The sequence below is a fragment of the Psychrobacter sp. Rd 27.2 genome, from assembly GCF_001921755.1.
GTDB classification, from domain to species: domain Bacteria; phylum Pseudomonadota; class Gammaproteobacteria; order Pseudomonadales; family Moraxellaceae; genus Psychrobacter; species Psychrobacter celer.
Genome location: NZ_MRYB01000006.1, coordinates 167,988 through 183,881, shown reverse-complemented (window position 1 = coordinate 183,881; position 15,894 = coordinate 167,988). Strand labels below are relative to the sequence as shown.

The 15,894-nt window shown below is 47.9% G+C and carries 11 protein-coding genes and 1 pseudogene; 3 read left to right on the top strand and 9 right to left on the bottom strand.

Annotation, left to right across the window (positions count from 1 at the left end; translation table 11 throughout):
• Nucleotides 1–90: 90 nt before the first annotated feature.
• The 6 genes and pseudogenes from BTV99_RS07365 to BTV99_RS07340 all read right to left on the bottom strand — a co-directional run bounded on the left by BTV99_RS07365 (nucleotide 91) and on the right by BTV99_RS07340 (nucleotide 8,818).
• Nucleotides 91–465, bottom strand: a complete 375-nt coding sequence (locus BTV99_RS07365) for a HopJ type III effector protein (RefSeq protein ID WP_075101716.1) — start codon at nucleotides 463–465, stop codon at nucleotides 91–93.
• Nucleotides 466–696: 231 nt separating this feature from the next.
• A pseudogene (gene csrA / locus BTV99_RS07360) lies at nucleotides 697–864 on the bottom strand (carbon storage regulator CsrA); the annotation flags it as partial.
• Between the two features lie 391 nt (nucleotides 865–1,255).
• Nucleotides 1,256–2,542 carry an aspartate kinase gene (locus BTV99_RS07355; RefSeq protein WP_075101715.1) on the bottom strand — a complete coding sequence of 429 codons (1,287 nt, stop codon included), beginning with the start codon at nucleotides 2,540–2,542 and terminating at the stop codon, nucleotides 1,256–1,258.
• 366 nt (nucleotides 2,543–2,908) lie between these two features.
• On the bottom strand, nucleotides 2,909–5,581 hold the full coding sequence (alaS, locus tag BTV99_RS07350; protein ID WP_075101714.1) for an alanine--tRNA ligase: 2,673 nt from the start codon (nucleotides 5,579–5,581) through the stop codon (nucleotides 2,909–2,911).
• 186 nt (nucleotides 5,582–5,767) lie between these two features.
• Nucleotides 5,768–6,862 carry a hypothetical protein gene (locus tag BTV99_RS07345; RefSeq protein WP_075101713.1) on the bottom strand — a complete coding sequence of 365 codons (1,095 nt, stop codon included), beginning with the start codon at nucleotides 6,860–6,862 and terminating at the stop codon, nucleotides 5,768–5,770.
• Between the two features lie 222 nt (nucleotides 6,863–7,084).
• Nucleotides 7,085–8,818, bottom strand: a complete 1,734-nt coding sequence (locus tag BTV99_RS07340) for a TIGR00341 family protein (protein ID WP_083608570.1) — start codon at nucleotides 8,816–8,818, stop codon at nucleotides 7,085–7,087.
• Between the two features lie 391 nt (nucleotides 8,819–9,209).
• On the opposite strand from BTV99_RS07340, the gene BTV99_RS07335 reads away from it, so the two are divergent.
• The gene (locus tag BTV99_RS07335) at nucleotides 9,210–9,422 is read left to right on the top strand and encodes a hypothetical protein (protein ID WP_075101712.1); all 213 of its coding nucleotides are present in this window, start codon (nucleotides 9,210–9,212) and stop codon (nucleotides 9,420–9,422) included.
• 152 nt (nucleotides 9,423–9,574) lie between these two features.
• On the opposite strand, the gene BTV99_RS07330 is transcribed toward BTV99_RS07335, so the two are convergent.
• On the bottom strand, nucleotides 9,575–10,990 hold the full coding sequence (locus BTV99_RS07330; protein ID WP_075101711.1) for a L,D-transpeptidase family protein: 1,416 nt from the start codon (nucleotides 10,988–10,990) through the stop codon (nucleotides 9,575–9,577).
• Nucleotides 10,991–11,355: 365 nt separating this feature from the next.
• Here BTV99_RS07330 and prmB point away from each other — a divergent pair, with 365 nt between their 5' ends.
• Both prmB and aroC read left to right on the top strand, forming a co-directional pair.
• Nucleotides 11,356–12,531 (top strand): 50S ribosomal protein L3 N(5)-glutamine methyltransferase, encoded by a 1,176-nt coding sequence (gene prmB / locus BTV99_RS07325; protein WP_075101710.1) that lies wholly within the window; start codon nucleotides 11,356–11,358, stop codon nucleotides 12,529–12,531.
• Between the two features lie 103 nt (nucleotides 12,532–12,634).
• Nucleotides 12,635–13,738 carry a chorismate synthase gene (gene aroC, locus BTV99_RS07320; protein ID WP_075101709.1) on the top strand — a complete coding sequence of 368 codons (1,104 nt, stop codon included), beginning with the start codon at nucleotides 12,635–12,637 and terminating at the stop codon, nucleotides 13,736–13,738.
• A gap of 102 nt (nucleotides 13,739–13,840) precedes the next feature.
• Here aroC and BTV99_RS07315 read toward each other — a convergent pair whose 3' ends face one another.
• Complete coding sequence (locus BTV99_RS07315; RefSeq protein WP_075101708.1) at nucleotides 13,841–14,041, bottom strand: hypothetical protein; 201 nt, start codon at nucleotides 14,039–14,041, stop codon at nucleotides 13,841–13,843.
• Between the two features lie 116 nt (nucleotides 14,042–14,157).
• Nucleotides 14,158–15,870, bottom strand: a complete 1,713-nt coding sequence (creC, locus tag BTV99_RS07310; protein ID WP_075101707.1) for a two-component system sensor histidine kinase CreC — start codon at nucleotides 15,868–15,870, stop codon at nucleotides 14,158–14,160.
• Nucleotides 15,871–15,894: the final 24 nt, after the last annotated feature.

Below are 15,894 nucleotides of genomic sequence, written 5' to 3'. Positions count from 1 at the left end.
TGCTTAATGTAAAAAAGCCAGATACATAAGGTATCTGACTTAGCAAAAAAACTATCAATCTATTTTAGGACGAGACATATAGATTAGGTTTTAAAGTGCAGTGGTATCCACACTAGGGCGAACCGTTAGTGGGTTTTTTTGCATCAAAAACCCTTGCCAGCCCCAATGTAAAAAGTTGCGAATATTGGCATGATCTGTACCGTTAGGCGTCGCTAGGACTTTGGCATAATGCTCGCCAAACAGTTTTAGCGTGTCTAATTGGTTTAGGCCATGATGCTTGGCAAACCCAAAAATCTTGGCACTGCCTTCGTTTTCACCAGCAGCATTATGTACCATACCGTTGACAAAAGGCGCTGGGGCATAACGATAAAAATCATCAATAAAACTGATGACATCATTGAATCCAATGGCTTTTTTGTCCAAACCATTAAGTAGGGCCGATACATCTGATTGGCGGATACTCATAAATAAATGACCTCAGAGCAGATTAAAAAATAAACCTATTAGATTATATAATTATAAAAACGACAGTACTTCTAAAAACACAGCGTATTTATAAAAACACACTTCTACTAGATGCTCAATGATTATTCGTGATTAATCGTTCAGTTTTATCGCTCAACGATTAAAATAGTCTTCGTCATCAAATGAAGGCGCAAAGTTGCCTTGCTCAAGATGCTGCATTTGCGACTGTACAGAACGCTCATGCTGAATACGTTGGTAAATCTCTTCGCGGTGTACGGCAATATCTTTGGGTGCGTTTACACCGATACGTACTTGATTGCCTTTGACACCAAGGACAGTCACACTGACCTCATCGCCAATCATTAGCGTTTCGCCCACGCGGCGTGTCAAAATTAACATGCGTCACACTCCTTATGTCGCATCAACAGATTATTACTCATCAGATTACTTCTCGATTGCAGGACATCGCCGCAGCACAAAACAAACCATGTGTTGATCACAACATAATGATTGTGCCAATAACGGCGATGATAGGTAGATTCATTTAGCCCAAATGAAACCCCCATTATAGGGGGCATAACAGTTACTGTCACGGGTTTTCACAAAACTATTGGGTAAATACGCAGCCTAGTAATAATAAAAAATAAAAATAGGATCTGAAAAGACCCTATTTTATTAAATATATTAGACAAAGTAATTGATACTGATTTAATTGATAACCGTTGATGCTAAGTTGATAGGTTTAATGGTTTAAAATCAATGACAGTTTCATCAATAATGGTGAAGTCAATTATAGCCCAGCGATTTTACTATCGCCATCGTCGCGGTCTAGACCGAACGCTGTATGCAATGATTTGACCGCTTTTTCTAGATGCTGATCTTGAATCAAGACAGAGACTTTGATTTCACTGGTCGAGATCATCTGAATGTTGATGTTGTGCTCGGCCAAGGTTTGGAACATCAGGCTTGCAACCCCTGCGTGTGAGCGCATGCCCACACCGACCAAAGATACTTTGACCACTTCACTGTTACCCAAAATTTCTTTGGCACCGATGTCGTCTTTGACCTCGTCGTTTAGCACTTTCATGGCTTTGTCTAAGTCAGTACGGTTGACGGTAAAGGTGAAGTCAGTGGTGCCTTGATCCGATAGGTTTTGTACAATCATATCGATTTCGATATTGGCACGTCCAATCGGGCTTAAAATAGCAGAGGCAATACCAGGGTGATCAGGTACGCCGCGCACTACAATTTTTGCTTCGTCTCGGTTAAAGGCGATACCTGAGATGATTGCCTGTTCCATACTGTCTCCTTCGTCTATCGTAATTAGGGTGCCGACATTGTCTTGAAATTCTTGGTCAAAGCGACCGTCAGTATTTTCATCAAAGCTAGATAGCACACGCAGCGGCACGCCATATTTACCAGCAAACTCTACCGAACGAATCTGTAGGATTTTGGAGCCAAGGCTTGCCATCTCAAGCATTTCTTCAAAGGTAATTTTTTCAAGCTTTTTGGCTTTCGAGGTCACGCGTGGATCGGTGGTATAGACGCCATCGACGTCGGTATAGATTTGACACTCATCAGCGCCTAGTGCTGCTGCAATCGCCACGCCGGTGGTGTCAGAGCCGCCGCGGCCTAGGGTGGTGGCGTTGCCTTCTGCGTCGATACCCTGAAAGCCTGCGACGATGACGACATTGCCAGCATCGAGCTGTTCGCGGATGTTTTCGTCATCGATGCTCTCGATACGGGCTTTGTTATACGCGTTATCGGTTTTGATCGCCACTTGGCGACCCGTCAATGAGCGCGCCCCCACGCCCAGCTCTTTTAGCGCCATCGCAAGCAACGAGATGGAGACTTGCTCACCTGTTGAGACCATTTGGTCATATTCACGTGGGTCAGGTTGGGTACTGATTTGGCGTGCCAAATCGATCAAACGGTTGGTTTCGCCGCTCATGGCTGAGACCACGACGACCACTTGGTGACCGTTATCATGCCAGCGTTTGACTCGTTTGGCGACGTTTTTTATGCGGTCGATACTGCCCATCGAGGTGCCGCCATATTTTTGTACTATTAACGCCATAAAAATCTACCTATTATTCAATAATGGCCTTTTTTATCATCGCTGTGCATCTATGTGACGCCCAATCAATGTCTGCATAGATAAAGCCGTATTATAAGAGTTGCGCCCTATGCTGTTTGCTACGTTGTGCTGCTGAGCAAGTGAATGAACGATATGTTCAAACGTTGACCTTTATATCATATCTGCTGAGCAACGTTAAGTGCCAGCAGTGCTTAGATGCATGGCGATTGGTTATGAAGGCCATAACCAACCCGCATCATGCGATAAGGATTGCTCTATGACACTCAGATAGCATTTAGGCTGGATAGCATTTGGGTTAGGTGGCGCTTGTTGGGTTTTTCGTCCCAGCGCCATGCCCGAGATGCCCTAACCTAACTGCTCGGCAATCCAAGCGGGCAATGCGTCGATGACGGCTTTGGCATTGTCAGATTTTGGTGCGCCGCCTTGCGCATAGTCAGGCTTGCCGCCGCCTTTACCGCCCAGCTCGCCTGCTAGATGACGAATAACATCGCCCGCCTTTATTTTGGCGGTGACAGATTTTGCCACACTGGCTGCCAATGCCAATTGCTCGTTCTTATCACCGATCAGGACAATGACGCTATCTGGCAGTTTGGATTTGATATCATCCATCAGGGTACGGATGGATTTGCCATCGATACCGCTTAGGGTGCTGATGAGTACAGGTGTGTCTGCGATGGTCTGTACTTCATCGAGTAGGTTGGCTGCTTGGGCACTGGCCATCTTTTGCTGCAAACGCTCAAGCTCTTTTTCTAGCTCGCGCTGCTTGTCGACCATCGTACGTACACGCTGTGCCACGTCAGGGCGCTTGGCTTTTAGCTGACTTGCCAGCTCGCTGAGTTGCTGCTCGCCTTGCTGTATGTTTTTGATAGCGTTCATGCCAGTGACGGCTTCAATACGGCGGATACCAGCGGCGATACCAGATTCGCTGGTGATTTTGAGTAGGCCTATATCACCGGTGCGCTGCACATGCAGACCGCCGCACAGCTCGATAGAGAAGGGCTTGCGCTGACTATCGATAATGCGCTCTGTGCCCATCGTCAATACACGGACATCACTGCCATACTTTTCGCCAAACAGCGCCATCGCCCCTTGGTTCATGGCTTCATCGATGGACATATGCTCGATACGGGTCGGGGTGTTGGCTTGAATTTGCTCATTGACGAGGCGCTCAATACGGCTAATCTCATCGGGCGTGACAGGTTTGTCGTACGCAAAGTCAAAGCGCAAAACCTCACTGGATACCAATGAGCCTTTTTGGGTAACCGCATCGCCCAGCACTTCTCTTAGGGCGGCGTGCAATAGGTGAGTGGCTGAGTGGTTTTTGGCACTTGCCGCGCGGATGCTTGAGAGTACTTGAGCATTGGCGGTTTGTTTGCTACAAATCTCGCCCATGGTCACGACGCCATGATGAATGATGGCTTGCCCAGATTTTTTGGTGTCTTGCACGGCAAACACGCCCGTTGCGGTGTGGATTTCGCCCAGCTCACCGACTTGACCACCGCCTTCAGCATAAAACGGGGTGCGATCAAGAACCACGACGCCTTCCATCCCTTCAGCCAAACGCTCAGCAGGGTTGCCATCTTGATAAAGGGCATCGATGCTCACGCCATCTTCTTCTAGCTGCTCATAACCAATAAACTCAGTAGGACTCTCAACTTGAATGACGCTGCTATAGTCCACATCAAACTTACCAGCATCCCGAGCCCGCTCGCGCTGTGCTTGCATGTGCTCATCGAACTCAGCCTCATCGATGGCGATACCGCGCTCGCGTGTGATGTCAGCTGTCAAATCAAGCGGGAAGCCGTAGGTATCATAAAGCTTAAACGCCGCTTCGCCAGAGAGGATATCACCATCTTTTAGGCCTTCAAGCTCAGAGGCGAGCAGGCGCAGACCTTGCGCCAGTGTCTTAGCAAACTGCGCTTCTTCTTTTTGAATGGCGCTCTCGATCGCGCTTTGTTTGTCTTTTAGCTCGGGATAAGCGTCGCCCATCTCTGCCACTAAAGGCGCGACCATTTTATAGAAAAACTCACTATCAGCGCCCAGTTTGTTGCCATGACGTACTGCGCGGCGAATGACACGGCGCAGTACATAACCGCGGCCTTCGTTGCTTGGCGTGACGCCATCTGCAATCAAAAACGCCACTGCCCGGATGTGGTCGGCGATGACTTTGAGTGATGACTGCTGCTGATTGTCAATCTCTAAAATCTTAGCCGCTGCCTCCATTAGATGTACAAATAGATCTATCTCATAGTTGCTATGGACGCCTTGCATAATGGCGCTGATACGCTCAAGCCCCATGCCCGTATCGACACTTGGCGCAGGCAGCGGCAACATGGTGCCGTCTTTTTGGCGATTGAACTGCATAAAGACGCAGTTCCAAATCTCGATATAGCGGTCGCCGTCCTCCTCAGGCGTACCCGGCAGGCCGCCTTCGATATCGGCACCATGATCATAAAAGACCTCGGTACATGGGCCACAAGGACCGGTGTCGCCCATGGTCCAAAAGTTATCTGACGCGTAAGGCGCGCCTTTATTATCACCAATACGGATAATACGGTCGCTTGGGATGCCGATGTCATGATGCCAAATATCGAACGCTTCATCATCCGTTTCGTAAATGGTCACATACAGACGGTCTTTATCAATGGCCAACCACTTATCTGAGGTCAAAAACTCCCAGATATATTCAATACCAGATTTTTTGAAGTAATCGCCAAACGAGAAGTTACCGAGCATCTCAAAAAACGTATGGTGGCGCGCGGTATAGCCCACATTGTCCAAATCATTGTGTTTGCCGCCAGCCCGTACGCATTTTTGCGAGGTCACCGCACGCGTATAGTCGCGCGTTTCCATGCCCAAAAAGGTTTCTTTAAACTGATTCATGCCCGCGTTGGTAAATAACAGTGTCGGGTCATTGTGCGGAATCAAGCTAGACGATGACACTTGGGTATGCTGCTTGCTGATAAAAAAATCGATAAAGGCTTGGCGAATATCGGCTGTTTGAGATGGCTGGCTCACAGCGGCTCCTTACTGACGGATAGAATTGAGTAAAATAATTTTGCAAGCGATTTTAGCACAAACGCCCAAGCTCTTGGTATAAGAGTTATCACTGTTGGGATATTGTGCCAAGGTCAATGAGGCTTTCATTTACAAACAATCAGCGTGAACGTCTTACCGCAAATGACGGCATGAGTCGTCCAACTGCTAACTTGATGTTTGAGCTTGCGCTTGTATAGGCTGCTTGCGGTTGCGAACCCACACCCAAATAATAGCCACGATCATGATGAGACCAATAATGCCCAGCATGGGATACACGGTGCCAATGAGTGTGCTAAAACCGAGCTGGCTTAAACCAAGACCCACGATAGCAAAAAACGCGCTAAGTGCTTTGAAGCGGTTTGTCCCTGGTGTTGCAAAGCGGGTACTAAAGGCAAAAAACATACCCACGGCGGTGCTGTATATCATACAAATGAGCGTCGCTGACATGATGATCGCCAACACGGGTGAGATGTTTGAAGCCAGTCCTAGAGTAGGCATCTCAACACCGATGAGTGTGTCAATGTTAGCAAAAAGGCCAATATTGAGTAAAAATACTAACAATCCCAAGCCGAGTCCGCCCATCGCGCCACCGCTGGCTGCTGTTTTTTCGGAGCGAGTCATACCGCCAATGACTGCCAGCATAGGAAAGCCAACCGCGATATTAAATGAGGCATAAAGCACTGCCCCAAAAAACCAATTTGAGATCGGCCAGTCTGAGCTGATAGTAGGTATTTCTTGCGCTACCTTATTTAGCGTCTCACTTGAGGCGGTGCTGTTAAAAAATGAGTAGGTGGTAATCGCCAATATCAATAGCAGCAGCACAGGCATGATGATACTGATTAGCCTAATAATGCCTTTTACTTTTAAGCAGAGTGTGGCGATGACCAGTACCGTCATAAAAACACTGCCTACCAGTGGTGGCCAACCGTACTGCTGCGTAAAGATGGAACCACTACCAGCCAGCATGACCACGCCCACACCAAATAAAAAGAATGATAACACCACATCCACAACCAACCCAGCGCGTGTACCAAATAAGGTATACAGTACTTTTTTGTGTGAGTTGGCCTGCATATTTGAGCTCATGCGCGCAATTTGCATACCCAAAAAAGCAAACAGCGCGGCACTAACCAGCGTGCCAATAACACTTGCCATCCCATATCCGGTAAAAAACTGAAGGACTTCTTGGCCAGAGGCAAAACCACCGCCAACGACTACTGACATATAGGCTGCGGCTATTTGCCAAGATTGTTTATTCACTATGATGTACTCCTATCCCTGAAGTCTAGGTTGGTGAGGCTAATCTGCCTGAGTTGTTGCTGCGGCGCAAAGTATAGTATCCAATGCTTTATTGACAGACGATTGCGCGTCAGACAACAAAATTATGGCAGTAAGGCTGTAAAAAAAGCCTAGATACTAACACGGCATTGAGAAGTCAGCAATCGAGTACAGCCGATACGTTTGGTTTACACGCCCTCAGCATTAATTGGTCAAAATCGCGGCATCTGTTTTGTCGAGTTTGTCTTGTGTCAGCGGATTGGACTCAATGACCTGTACGGGTAGGTAACGCAGCTGGATTTTTATCGGCAGATAATCAGGGAAGTTCTTTGCCATATCTTGGGTGATGCGGGTTTCTATTTGCTGCACGTCATAAGCGCTCGGTGTTGTCTCACCGCGGATGACAGCGCGGACTACTTGGTTTTGCTCAGTGCTATCAAACTGAGTGTTGGTCAGCACATTGCCTTTATCAATAAAATAGTGATTGATGGCTTCTTTGACACTGCTTTCAAACACTTGCTGCTTGGCGTTGGTTTGTAGGTTGATGGTTAGATAGGTACCGAGGCCGCCTAACAATAACAACGTCACCGCGTTACGCTGCAAAAAAGTCAGGTAGTTGCTGGACTTGTAGTCGTCATCGACCAGTCGCCGAAACCCAAGCACCCACAGCACCAAGGCGTTGGTAAACTGAATCGCAATGATGTTGGTCACTGCCAGTAACAGCGCGCCAAAGCCTAGCTGCATCTCACCATTGGCAAACAAAATCCCGCTGGCGGCCAGTGGTGGTACCAAAGCAGTCGCCACCGCCACCCCAACAACGGCAACCGAAAGATGCGGGGATACCATGGCATAAGCGCCGGCTGTGCCACCTGCTAAGGCAATCATCAAATCCATAGAGGTCGGCTGCGTACGCGATAAAATCTCGGCGGTGAGAGGTTGGTCTTTGTGCAGCCAGCCGACGATAAAACCAACCACTAACACCAAAGTGATGCCCAAAAGTACCGTAATCAGCGACTTACGTAGCAGCGGCATCCGGTGATCGATAATGGCCAATGCCACACCCGTGATGGGTCCGAGCATCATAGCCACCAGCATCGCACCAATCACCACCGCAGCTGAGTTGGTCACCAGCCCATAGCTGGCAATGATGGCTGAGAGAATATTCATGATAAAATACATCCTACTGGGCAGGGCGTTGGCCTCTATCTTTACCCGAACCTCAGGATAGTCGACTTTTTGGTTGCTAAACTGCTCCGCTGCAAACTGCTTATAAGACTCTAGTTTGGCTTCTTTTTCTTCTTTTATCTCATCTTCTTGCTGGTCGCTATCATCTGTTGCTGGCTTGTCTGTTGTTTTGCTCACTTTCAGCTGCTCTGCGTCGGTAGTTTTGGTTTGTTGCTCAGCATTCTCTGGGTTTTGCTGCTCCTCATTTATTTCGCTATTATCGTGTCCTTGGTCATTTTTTTTATCATGTTCTTGGTCAGGGGCATTAGTATCTGTTTGTTGCTGAGATACGGGTGTAGAGGCTTGCTTGGCTGTTTGTGTCGGCGTGTGCTCATCATCGGTATCAGGGTTTAAAGGCTCTGACTCTGAGGTTGGCTGGTCGTTTGCTGATGGTGCATCGGGGTCCGTGGTCTCTAAGGTCGCAACGACGACATCAGGTGCGATGGATTCCATGCTAATCTTAGACTCAGGAGGTTTGGCACATGCCATATCGTTATCATTGTCGTCACCTCCATTATCATTACTTCTATTGTCATCGCCTCTACTGTTATCAGCGCTATTTTCTATTTCGGCGTCGTCAGTGACAGTAGGTTCGACATCAGTGTTTGTCTTAGTAGTTGGCGTCTCTAAGCTTTCATCCGTGCGAGATGGTGCCGTTGTATCAGCGGTGTGGCTGGATGAGTAGTGGGCTTTTTGTTTATCAACAGACGTCATAATAGGTAGCTTTCTATCAAAAAAAGACACTCGTTATTGTAATGATAAATGGCCGCAGCTGTGTGGGTTTTTTGCGAGTCGTCATCGAGCAGCATCAGAGCAGGCAGCATGGAAGGTAGTAATGGATGGTTATTTAGCGCAACACGCTTGATGGCTATGAACTACGGACGGTGGACTCAGTCAGAGACGCGGCAATAGGAAAAATCGGTAGTATAAAAATGCTGTAGAAATAATGATAGAGCGGTTTATTATAAATAACCTTAATAATAGCAAGGGCTTTGCCCGTTATCAGTTGCTATGACTGGCCTGAAGGTTTGTGAGAAACACTTACTTTTTTTGTGGAATTGGTGTATAAAGGAGTTATACCCACAAAAAAAGTAAGGAGTAATTCATGAATTGGCCATTATTCTCTGTTATTTACTCAATCGCTGCGACCGTGACAGTCGGTGTCTTTATCATTGGTGCGTTGGTGACAGGTTTTAATCAAATCCCGCATATACAAATCGCGGTCGTCGCCGGTCTTTTGCTCTCTATTCCTGCAGGTTTGTTTTTTACCAAAAAAGTCGGCAGTATCACGGGTAATGAGGAAGGCTATAATACGTAATCGCATCTTAGCTGAGTTTGTGACTTTCTGTTTTTGGGTTTGTACCAAACATATACCTAGCCACTGCTTTACGCCTCTTGTTTTAGATACGCCAAAAAAAAGACCTTGCAAGCAAGGTCTTTTTTTTGGCGTATACAATACCAGTTAAGTAGTTATTTCAACTCGACGGTTGCGCCATTTTCAATATTGGCATATACCTCGAGCACATCCCAGTTGGTCAGACGCACACAGCCTGCTGATGCTTGACGGCTGATGCCTTCAGGCTTTGGCGAGCCGTGTAGACCATATGATGGCTTAGACAGACCCATCCATACGACGCCGACTGGATTGTTTGGGCCTGGTGGCAGCATGTGTACTTTTTTCTGCGAGCCTTTACCGACAGTCGCTTTGTACCAAGGCATTTTGACCTTATTGATGATTTTGAAGGTACCTTGTGGAGACGGGGTGGCGTCACTACCTACGGTGGTAGGATAAGTGGCCACAAGCTTGTCACCATTATAAGCATACAGTGTTTTGTCGGCTTTGTTGGCGACTACGCGGTTGATACGTTGGTTGAGAGGGTCTCGGGTGTTTAGGACAGTGATGGTCTCGCCCGCTTTGTAGGTTTTGTTTTTATTGAGTTTGTCCAAGTAGCGAATGTCCATATGAAAGCGCTCAGCCAGCATCTCTTTGATGTCTTGGTAATATAGGCCTTTCATTTTTGACTTGGCTTCTGAGCCTGCAGGTGTACTGGCAAAGTTGGTTTTGATGTCGTCATCAGTCAGTGTATAAGTCACCAGTACCGGCTTATTGGCGGGGATGTTTTTGGTTAAGGCATTCCACGTTTTTTGATCCATCCTGCCGGTGGCAGGCAAGCCTTTCATGGTTTGAAAGTTGATCAATGCTTTTTTGCTGTTCATGCCCCAGCCACCATCGATAGGACCAGGAGAGGCATGGTTCCAATCTAGCAGTGCCTGCATTTTTATCGTCATCGCTGAGTTGACTTTCATGTTCGGCGACCAAACGGCGTTGTTGACTTGTTTGGCATAGCTTGACAAGTTCAGCGTGGTATAGCGCTTACCGTTTTTGTCTTCGATGCTTTTGATGGTAGGATCGTCGCTGAAGTCTTGGCGTTTTTCGTTGTCTGGTAGCTCAAAAGACAGCGGGTCAGAGGAGTCGATAGCATCGATATTGCTAGGCGCAGCAACGGCTTGGCCTTCACTGATGTCATCTGTGCGCTCAGACTGCTCATCCTTTAGAGTCAGCTCGGCGGCACTCATATTATCAGCCGCGTTTGCCTTGGGGGCGGCATCTGAGGCTTGTTTTGAGTCAATCAGCTGCGTCATGCTGTCGCTTGAGGCGGATTTGTTTGGCTTGACGCTGGGCGTCGCATCAGTCGCTCGCGGCTCGATTGCGTGACTCCGGTTTTCTTGCACATCAAGACTGACTTTTTGTGCCAGACTTGGTAGGGTCTCAGCCGTACGTACTGGCAATGTGCGCGCGGTCTCATCGGGCGCGGCAAACGCGCTAACACTGGCGCTAATGATAGCGATTGAGATAGCGGTAATAAGTGGCTTTTTTTTCATCATATGACGTTACTTGTGGTTGCTACTAATGGGGTTATTATGCGCATAATTGTGGCGCTTCGCAAACTTTTGATACATGTTTTTCTATCTTAAGACGTCTAAACGTCAACTGCTGACGTATTCACTACAGTTGGGCAATAATATAGTGAAAATGTGTAGACGGCCAAGTAAGCTGCTGAGGCAATCTGATACATAAAAGCAAATAGAAACAAAGATAAATGTGACAGTATAAATGCAAGTATTGGCGCAAGTTACGGTTTGCGTCTATAATGGTAAACGAGATTTTTATTTAGTAGATCGGCTTTTATTATCAGGCGATTTAATCCATCCGCATGCTATCCGTGAGCATGCAATCAGCAAGGTGCGATATGTCAGAAGAGCAAACAATGAGCGCAGAAGCGTTTCAAAATCAGTACTTCAATGAAGAGGGCGCGCAGGTCGCAGAAGGTGATATGGCGTATGATTTAGAGACCGGTCTGCTCGGTGAGCATGAGCAATTTGCCAATTTACATGCTGAGCTTGCAGAAGCACGTGAGCAGCTTGTGAGTATTCGTGATTTTATCCGTTTTTCGGTCACCCAGCTGCGCAATTATGATGTGGTCGTCGCTCAAGGCACCACGGATGAGTTTGCCGAAGCCTCTGCTATCGTCTTACATTCTTTGTCTTTGGACTGGTCGGCCAATGAGCAGATCCTCGATTGTCGCCTGACGTCTTCAGAAAAGCAGCTGGTGCTTAGCTTATTGGAAGAGCGTATCGCTGAGCGCAAACCGTTAAGCTACTTAATCAACTTATCGTACTTTTGTGATTTACCGTTTTATGTCGATGAGCGTGTGCTCATCCCGCGCTCGCCCATCGCCGAGCTGATTCGCCAGCAGTTTCATCCGTACTTTGAGGTCAATGAGCTGGCCAAACCGCTCGGCGTCGATGTCAATGAGCAAACCTCGGTATTTTATGACCATGGTTTGGACATCAAACAGCTATCACAGCCTGAGCGTATCTTAGACCTATGTACAGGCTCTGGCTGTATTGCCATTGCGCTTGCGACCCGTTTTGTCGACGCGTTGGTTGATGCAGTCGACATCGATAAAGGGGCGCTAGAAGTGGCGATGGTCAACGTTGATCATCATGAGCTTGGTCATCAAATCAATGTCATTGAGTCAGATTTGTTTGCCAAGATACCTGCTGAAAATCAATACGAGCTAATCGTTACCAACCCGCCATACGTCGATGCTGCCATCATGGCTGATTTGCCGCCTGAGTTTTTATATGAGCCTGAGCATGCATTGGCGGCAGGTCAAGACGGTTTGGACTTGGTACATCGTATCTTATTTGAAGCGCCAGATTACTTAAGTCCTGAAGGCTTGCTGGTCTGCGAGGTGGGCGATAGTGAATGGGCGCTAAAACAAGCCTATCCTGATATCAGTTTTGACTGGTTAAAATTTGCTCGTGGTGGTCATGGGGTATTTGCCATGACTTATGATGAGCTGGTGGCAAACCGCGAGCTGTTTGCCGCTTATGTGCAGTTATTGGATAGCGCGCAGTAGTCGTATGTAGGCGGTGCTGTTAGATGACAAATAAAAGCGGCGACCATGCGTCAATACCTCAACAGGATAGCGCGCAATAGATTTTACGGATTTAAGGACAGATATGGCAGGCAATAGTATTGGGCAGGTTTTTACCGTCACGACGTGCGGTGAGTCACATGGCGCTGGATTAATGGCCATTGTCGATGGCGTGCCACCTGGTTTGGCACTGTCGGCAGAGGATTTGCAGGTAGATCTGGATCGCCGCAAGCCAGGCACCTCTAAATACTCAACCCAGCGCCGTGAGGCCGATGAAGTCGAGATTATCTCAGGCGTCTTTGAAGGTAAGACCACAGGCACTTCGATCGGGCTGCTGATTCGAAATACCAATCAAAAATCCAAAGATTATAGCGACATCAAAGATACCTTTCGCCCCGGTCATGCCGACTATACATATAGTATGAAATACGGCTTTCGCGATTATCGCGGTGGTGGACGCTCGTCAGCGCGTGAGACGGCGATGCGGGTAGCGGCTGGTGCTATCGCCAAAAGATACCTGCAAGATCGCTTGGGCGTGCAAATCCGTGGCCATGTAACGCAGATAGGCGATCAATATAGCAGCGTCACTGATACTAGCCAAATTGACTGGGAGTTTGTTAATAGCAATCCGTTTTTTACGGCAGATAAAGACGCTATTGGTCGGTTTGAGGCTTTGATAGACAGTCTGCGCCGCGAAGGAAGCAGCTGCGGCGCGCGTCTAGAAGTGATCGCCAGTGGCGTGCCTGTGGGTCTGGGCGAGCCGGTATTTGACCGTCTGGATGCGGATATCGCTCATGCCATGATGAGTATCAATGCGGTCAAAGGGGTGGAGATTGGCGATGGCATGGCGGTAGCAGGGCAGTTCGGTCATCGCTCTCGTGATGAGCTGACGCCAGAGGGTTTTACGGCCAATCATGCTGGTGGTATTTTGGGCGGTATTTCATCAGGACAAGATATCCGCGTGAGCATCGCCCTCAAGCCAACTTCTAGTATCACCACGGCTGGCAAGAGTATCAACACCCAAGGCGAAGCTGTCGACATGCTGACCAAAGGTCGTCATGATCCTTGCGTTGGGGTACGTGCCACCCCCATCGCCGAGGCGATGCTAGCGATTGTGTTACTCGATCATTATCTGCGCCACCGTGGTCAAAACGCCGATGTCGAGCCGCCGGTGTCCTCAATTACGTAATATCGTGAGATAGCATCAGTTATCTAGCGTATCAGCCCTTTAGCGTCTTTAGTGTGCCATGACTAAAAATGCTAAAGGGCTGTTTTGTGAGTGGTCAATCAGTTACGCTGCCAGCGGATAGGTATCAATCGCCACGCACTGCTGATGCCGAAATATCAATAGTAGCTGCTGACTGGGTATGGCAAGCCAATGACCAAACGCGATACTATCTATCCCTTGGCCGGATAAAGTCTGAGCACAGCACTGACGGCTTTGCCCCACTAAGTTTTTGACAACAGACGGATGCATTAATAACTGTGACATGCGGTCTCTACTCCTAAGATAAGTGATGAATGTGTATAACGTCATCGTAAGACAAGCGAGTAGAAATCCTGTGCAGTTCTGATGAAAAATCTATGAATTGGTATAACGGGTGTGTTTTAAGCCAGCGGTAAGGTAATGCGTACGCTGACACCAGCGTTTGGACTCTTGTCATGTCTAGCAAAGGCTTGCTCTGTGCCGATATTACTGATCTTCACATGACCGCCATGGTGTTCGATCACTTGCTTGACTAAGGTGAGGCCCAGCCCCGTGCCTTTTTTAAGGGCTGTATTAGCCTGATCAGGTGCTGTCTGCGGGCTTTGATGCGAGAGACTAAAATAGCGATCAAACGCTTTAGAGAGGGCATATTCGGGCAGTGGTTTGCCATCATTAAAGATATCAATGGTCACGGTTTTGTCGCTACTATCGTGAGCGTGGCTATACACAGTAAGTGTGACCTCAGTGTTGGCAAAATAAATGGCATTATCTAACACATTTTGTAGCGCTTGTACCAACCAAAACGGATCAGCAAAGACATGCGGATTTGTCAACGCATTGGCTTGTATTGGAGTGTCAGCGATGACTAGGTCAGTCACGCATTTATCCTCACTATAAATCTTGATAGGTGGTAGATTTTGTTGTTGTAGTTTGGCGCTGTTGTTTTTTATGAGGGTTTGCAATACTGGCAGTACCGCTGTCAGTTGCCGATTGAGCCTAAAGGTGGGTTGTTCGACCTTGGCCAGTAGTAATAAACGATCAATCAGTTGCTGCATTTTGATGCTTTGTTCAGCGACCGAGTGGTTTAACATCTGCCGATCTTCTGCATCTAGTTGCTCATCTTCTAATAGCTCGCTACTAGCACGAATGGCAGTTAGCGGGCTTTTGAGCTCGTGAGTTAGGGTGTGGACATAGTCGGTGACATAGGCGCGGTTTTCTAACCGATGTTTCATAGACTCGATCGTATCTGTCAAGCTGTTGAGCTCATGACCGAAATAAAAATAGGGTTTTTTGGTGTCTTCAGCTAAGGCATTGGTGTAGTGCGTGACCAAAGTAATGCTCTGTTTGAGCCACCATGCCACCAGTCCTGCGAGGATAAGAGCGGCAATGCTCATCAGCAGCGCGGTGATGAGCATGCGATTGCGGGTATTATCAAGATAGGGCAGCACGCTATCGACCGGTTTGCCAACACTGACGACACCGATCACGGTACCCCTGCTATCGATGATAGGCTGCGCTACATACATAATAGAGCTACCACGAGTGCTATCGATATCTGCCGTGCTCCTCGCGCCGTAGCGCCCTTGCAGCGTAAGGTACACATCATTCCAGCGGCTATAGTCCTGACCTTCGGCATTGAGCGGGGCAGGTAGAGAGTCGTATATGACCACGCCATTTGCGTCTGTTACATAAACGCGAGAGTTGCTATTGTTTGAGGGCGCTTGGGTAAGCTCGAGGGTAGAGCTCGCGGCTGAGGTATGCTTGAGCGTCGCATCAAGGGTGGCTTGATAAGTATCATCGTACAATTGCCCTGATGACAATGGCAGCTGTAGCGTCGCAGCCAGCAGTTTACTGGTATCTAGCAACGTGTCTTCGATGACTTGTTGGGCGGTGGGTTTGACGTAGCCAAACAGCTGCGTGAAAGCGACCACACCGCAAATGCTTAGCACCAATGCGACTGCAAGCCAAATCCGAAAAAATATGCTCAAATTTAGCAGGCGTTTCGGACTGCGGGTTTGTTGCGCGGTCCCAATGGGGTGCAGTTTGGCATACCAATTGCTCTGATTGGCAGGTGTTTTTTCAAGATGACGATGACTCTTATCAGGAGCGTTCATGTCTTTAGCACTTTAGTAATATCA

Coding starts and splice junctions, on each gene's coding strand:
- BTV99_RS07365 (WP_075101716.1), bottom strand. CDS start 465: ATGAGTATCCGCCAATCAGATGTATCGGCCCTACTTAATGGTTTGGAC.
- BTV99_RS07355 (WP_075101715.1), bottom strand. CDS start 2,542: ATGGCGTTAATAGTACAAAAATATGGCGGCACCTCGATGGGCAGTATC.
- BTV99_RS07340 (WP_083608570.1), bottom strand. CDS start 8,818: ATGACGTCTGTTGATAAACAAAAAGCCCACTACTCATCCAGCCACACC.
- BTV99_RS07335 (WP_075101712.1), top strand. CDS start 9,210: ATGAATTGGCCATTATTCTCTGTTATTTACTCAATCGCTGCGACCGTG.
- BTV99_RS07330 (WP_075101711.1), bottom strand. CDS start 10,990: ATGATGAAAAAAAAGCCACTTATTACCGCTATCTCAATCGCTATCATT.
- prmB (WP_075101710.1), top strand. CDS start 11,356: ATGTCAGAAGAGCAAACAATGAGCGCAGAAGCGTTTCAAAATCAGTAC.
- aroC (WP_075101709.1), top strand. CDS start 12,635: ATGGCAGGCAATAGTATTGGGCAGGTTTTTACCGTCACGACGTGCGGT.
- BTV99_RS07315 (WP_075101708.1), bottom strand. CDS start 14,041: ATGTCACAGTTATTAATGCATCCGTCTGTTGTCAAAAACTTAGTGGGG.
- creC (WP_075101707.1), bottom strand. CDS start 15,870: ATGAACGCTCCTGATAAGAGTCATCGTCATCTTGAAAAAACACCTGCC.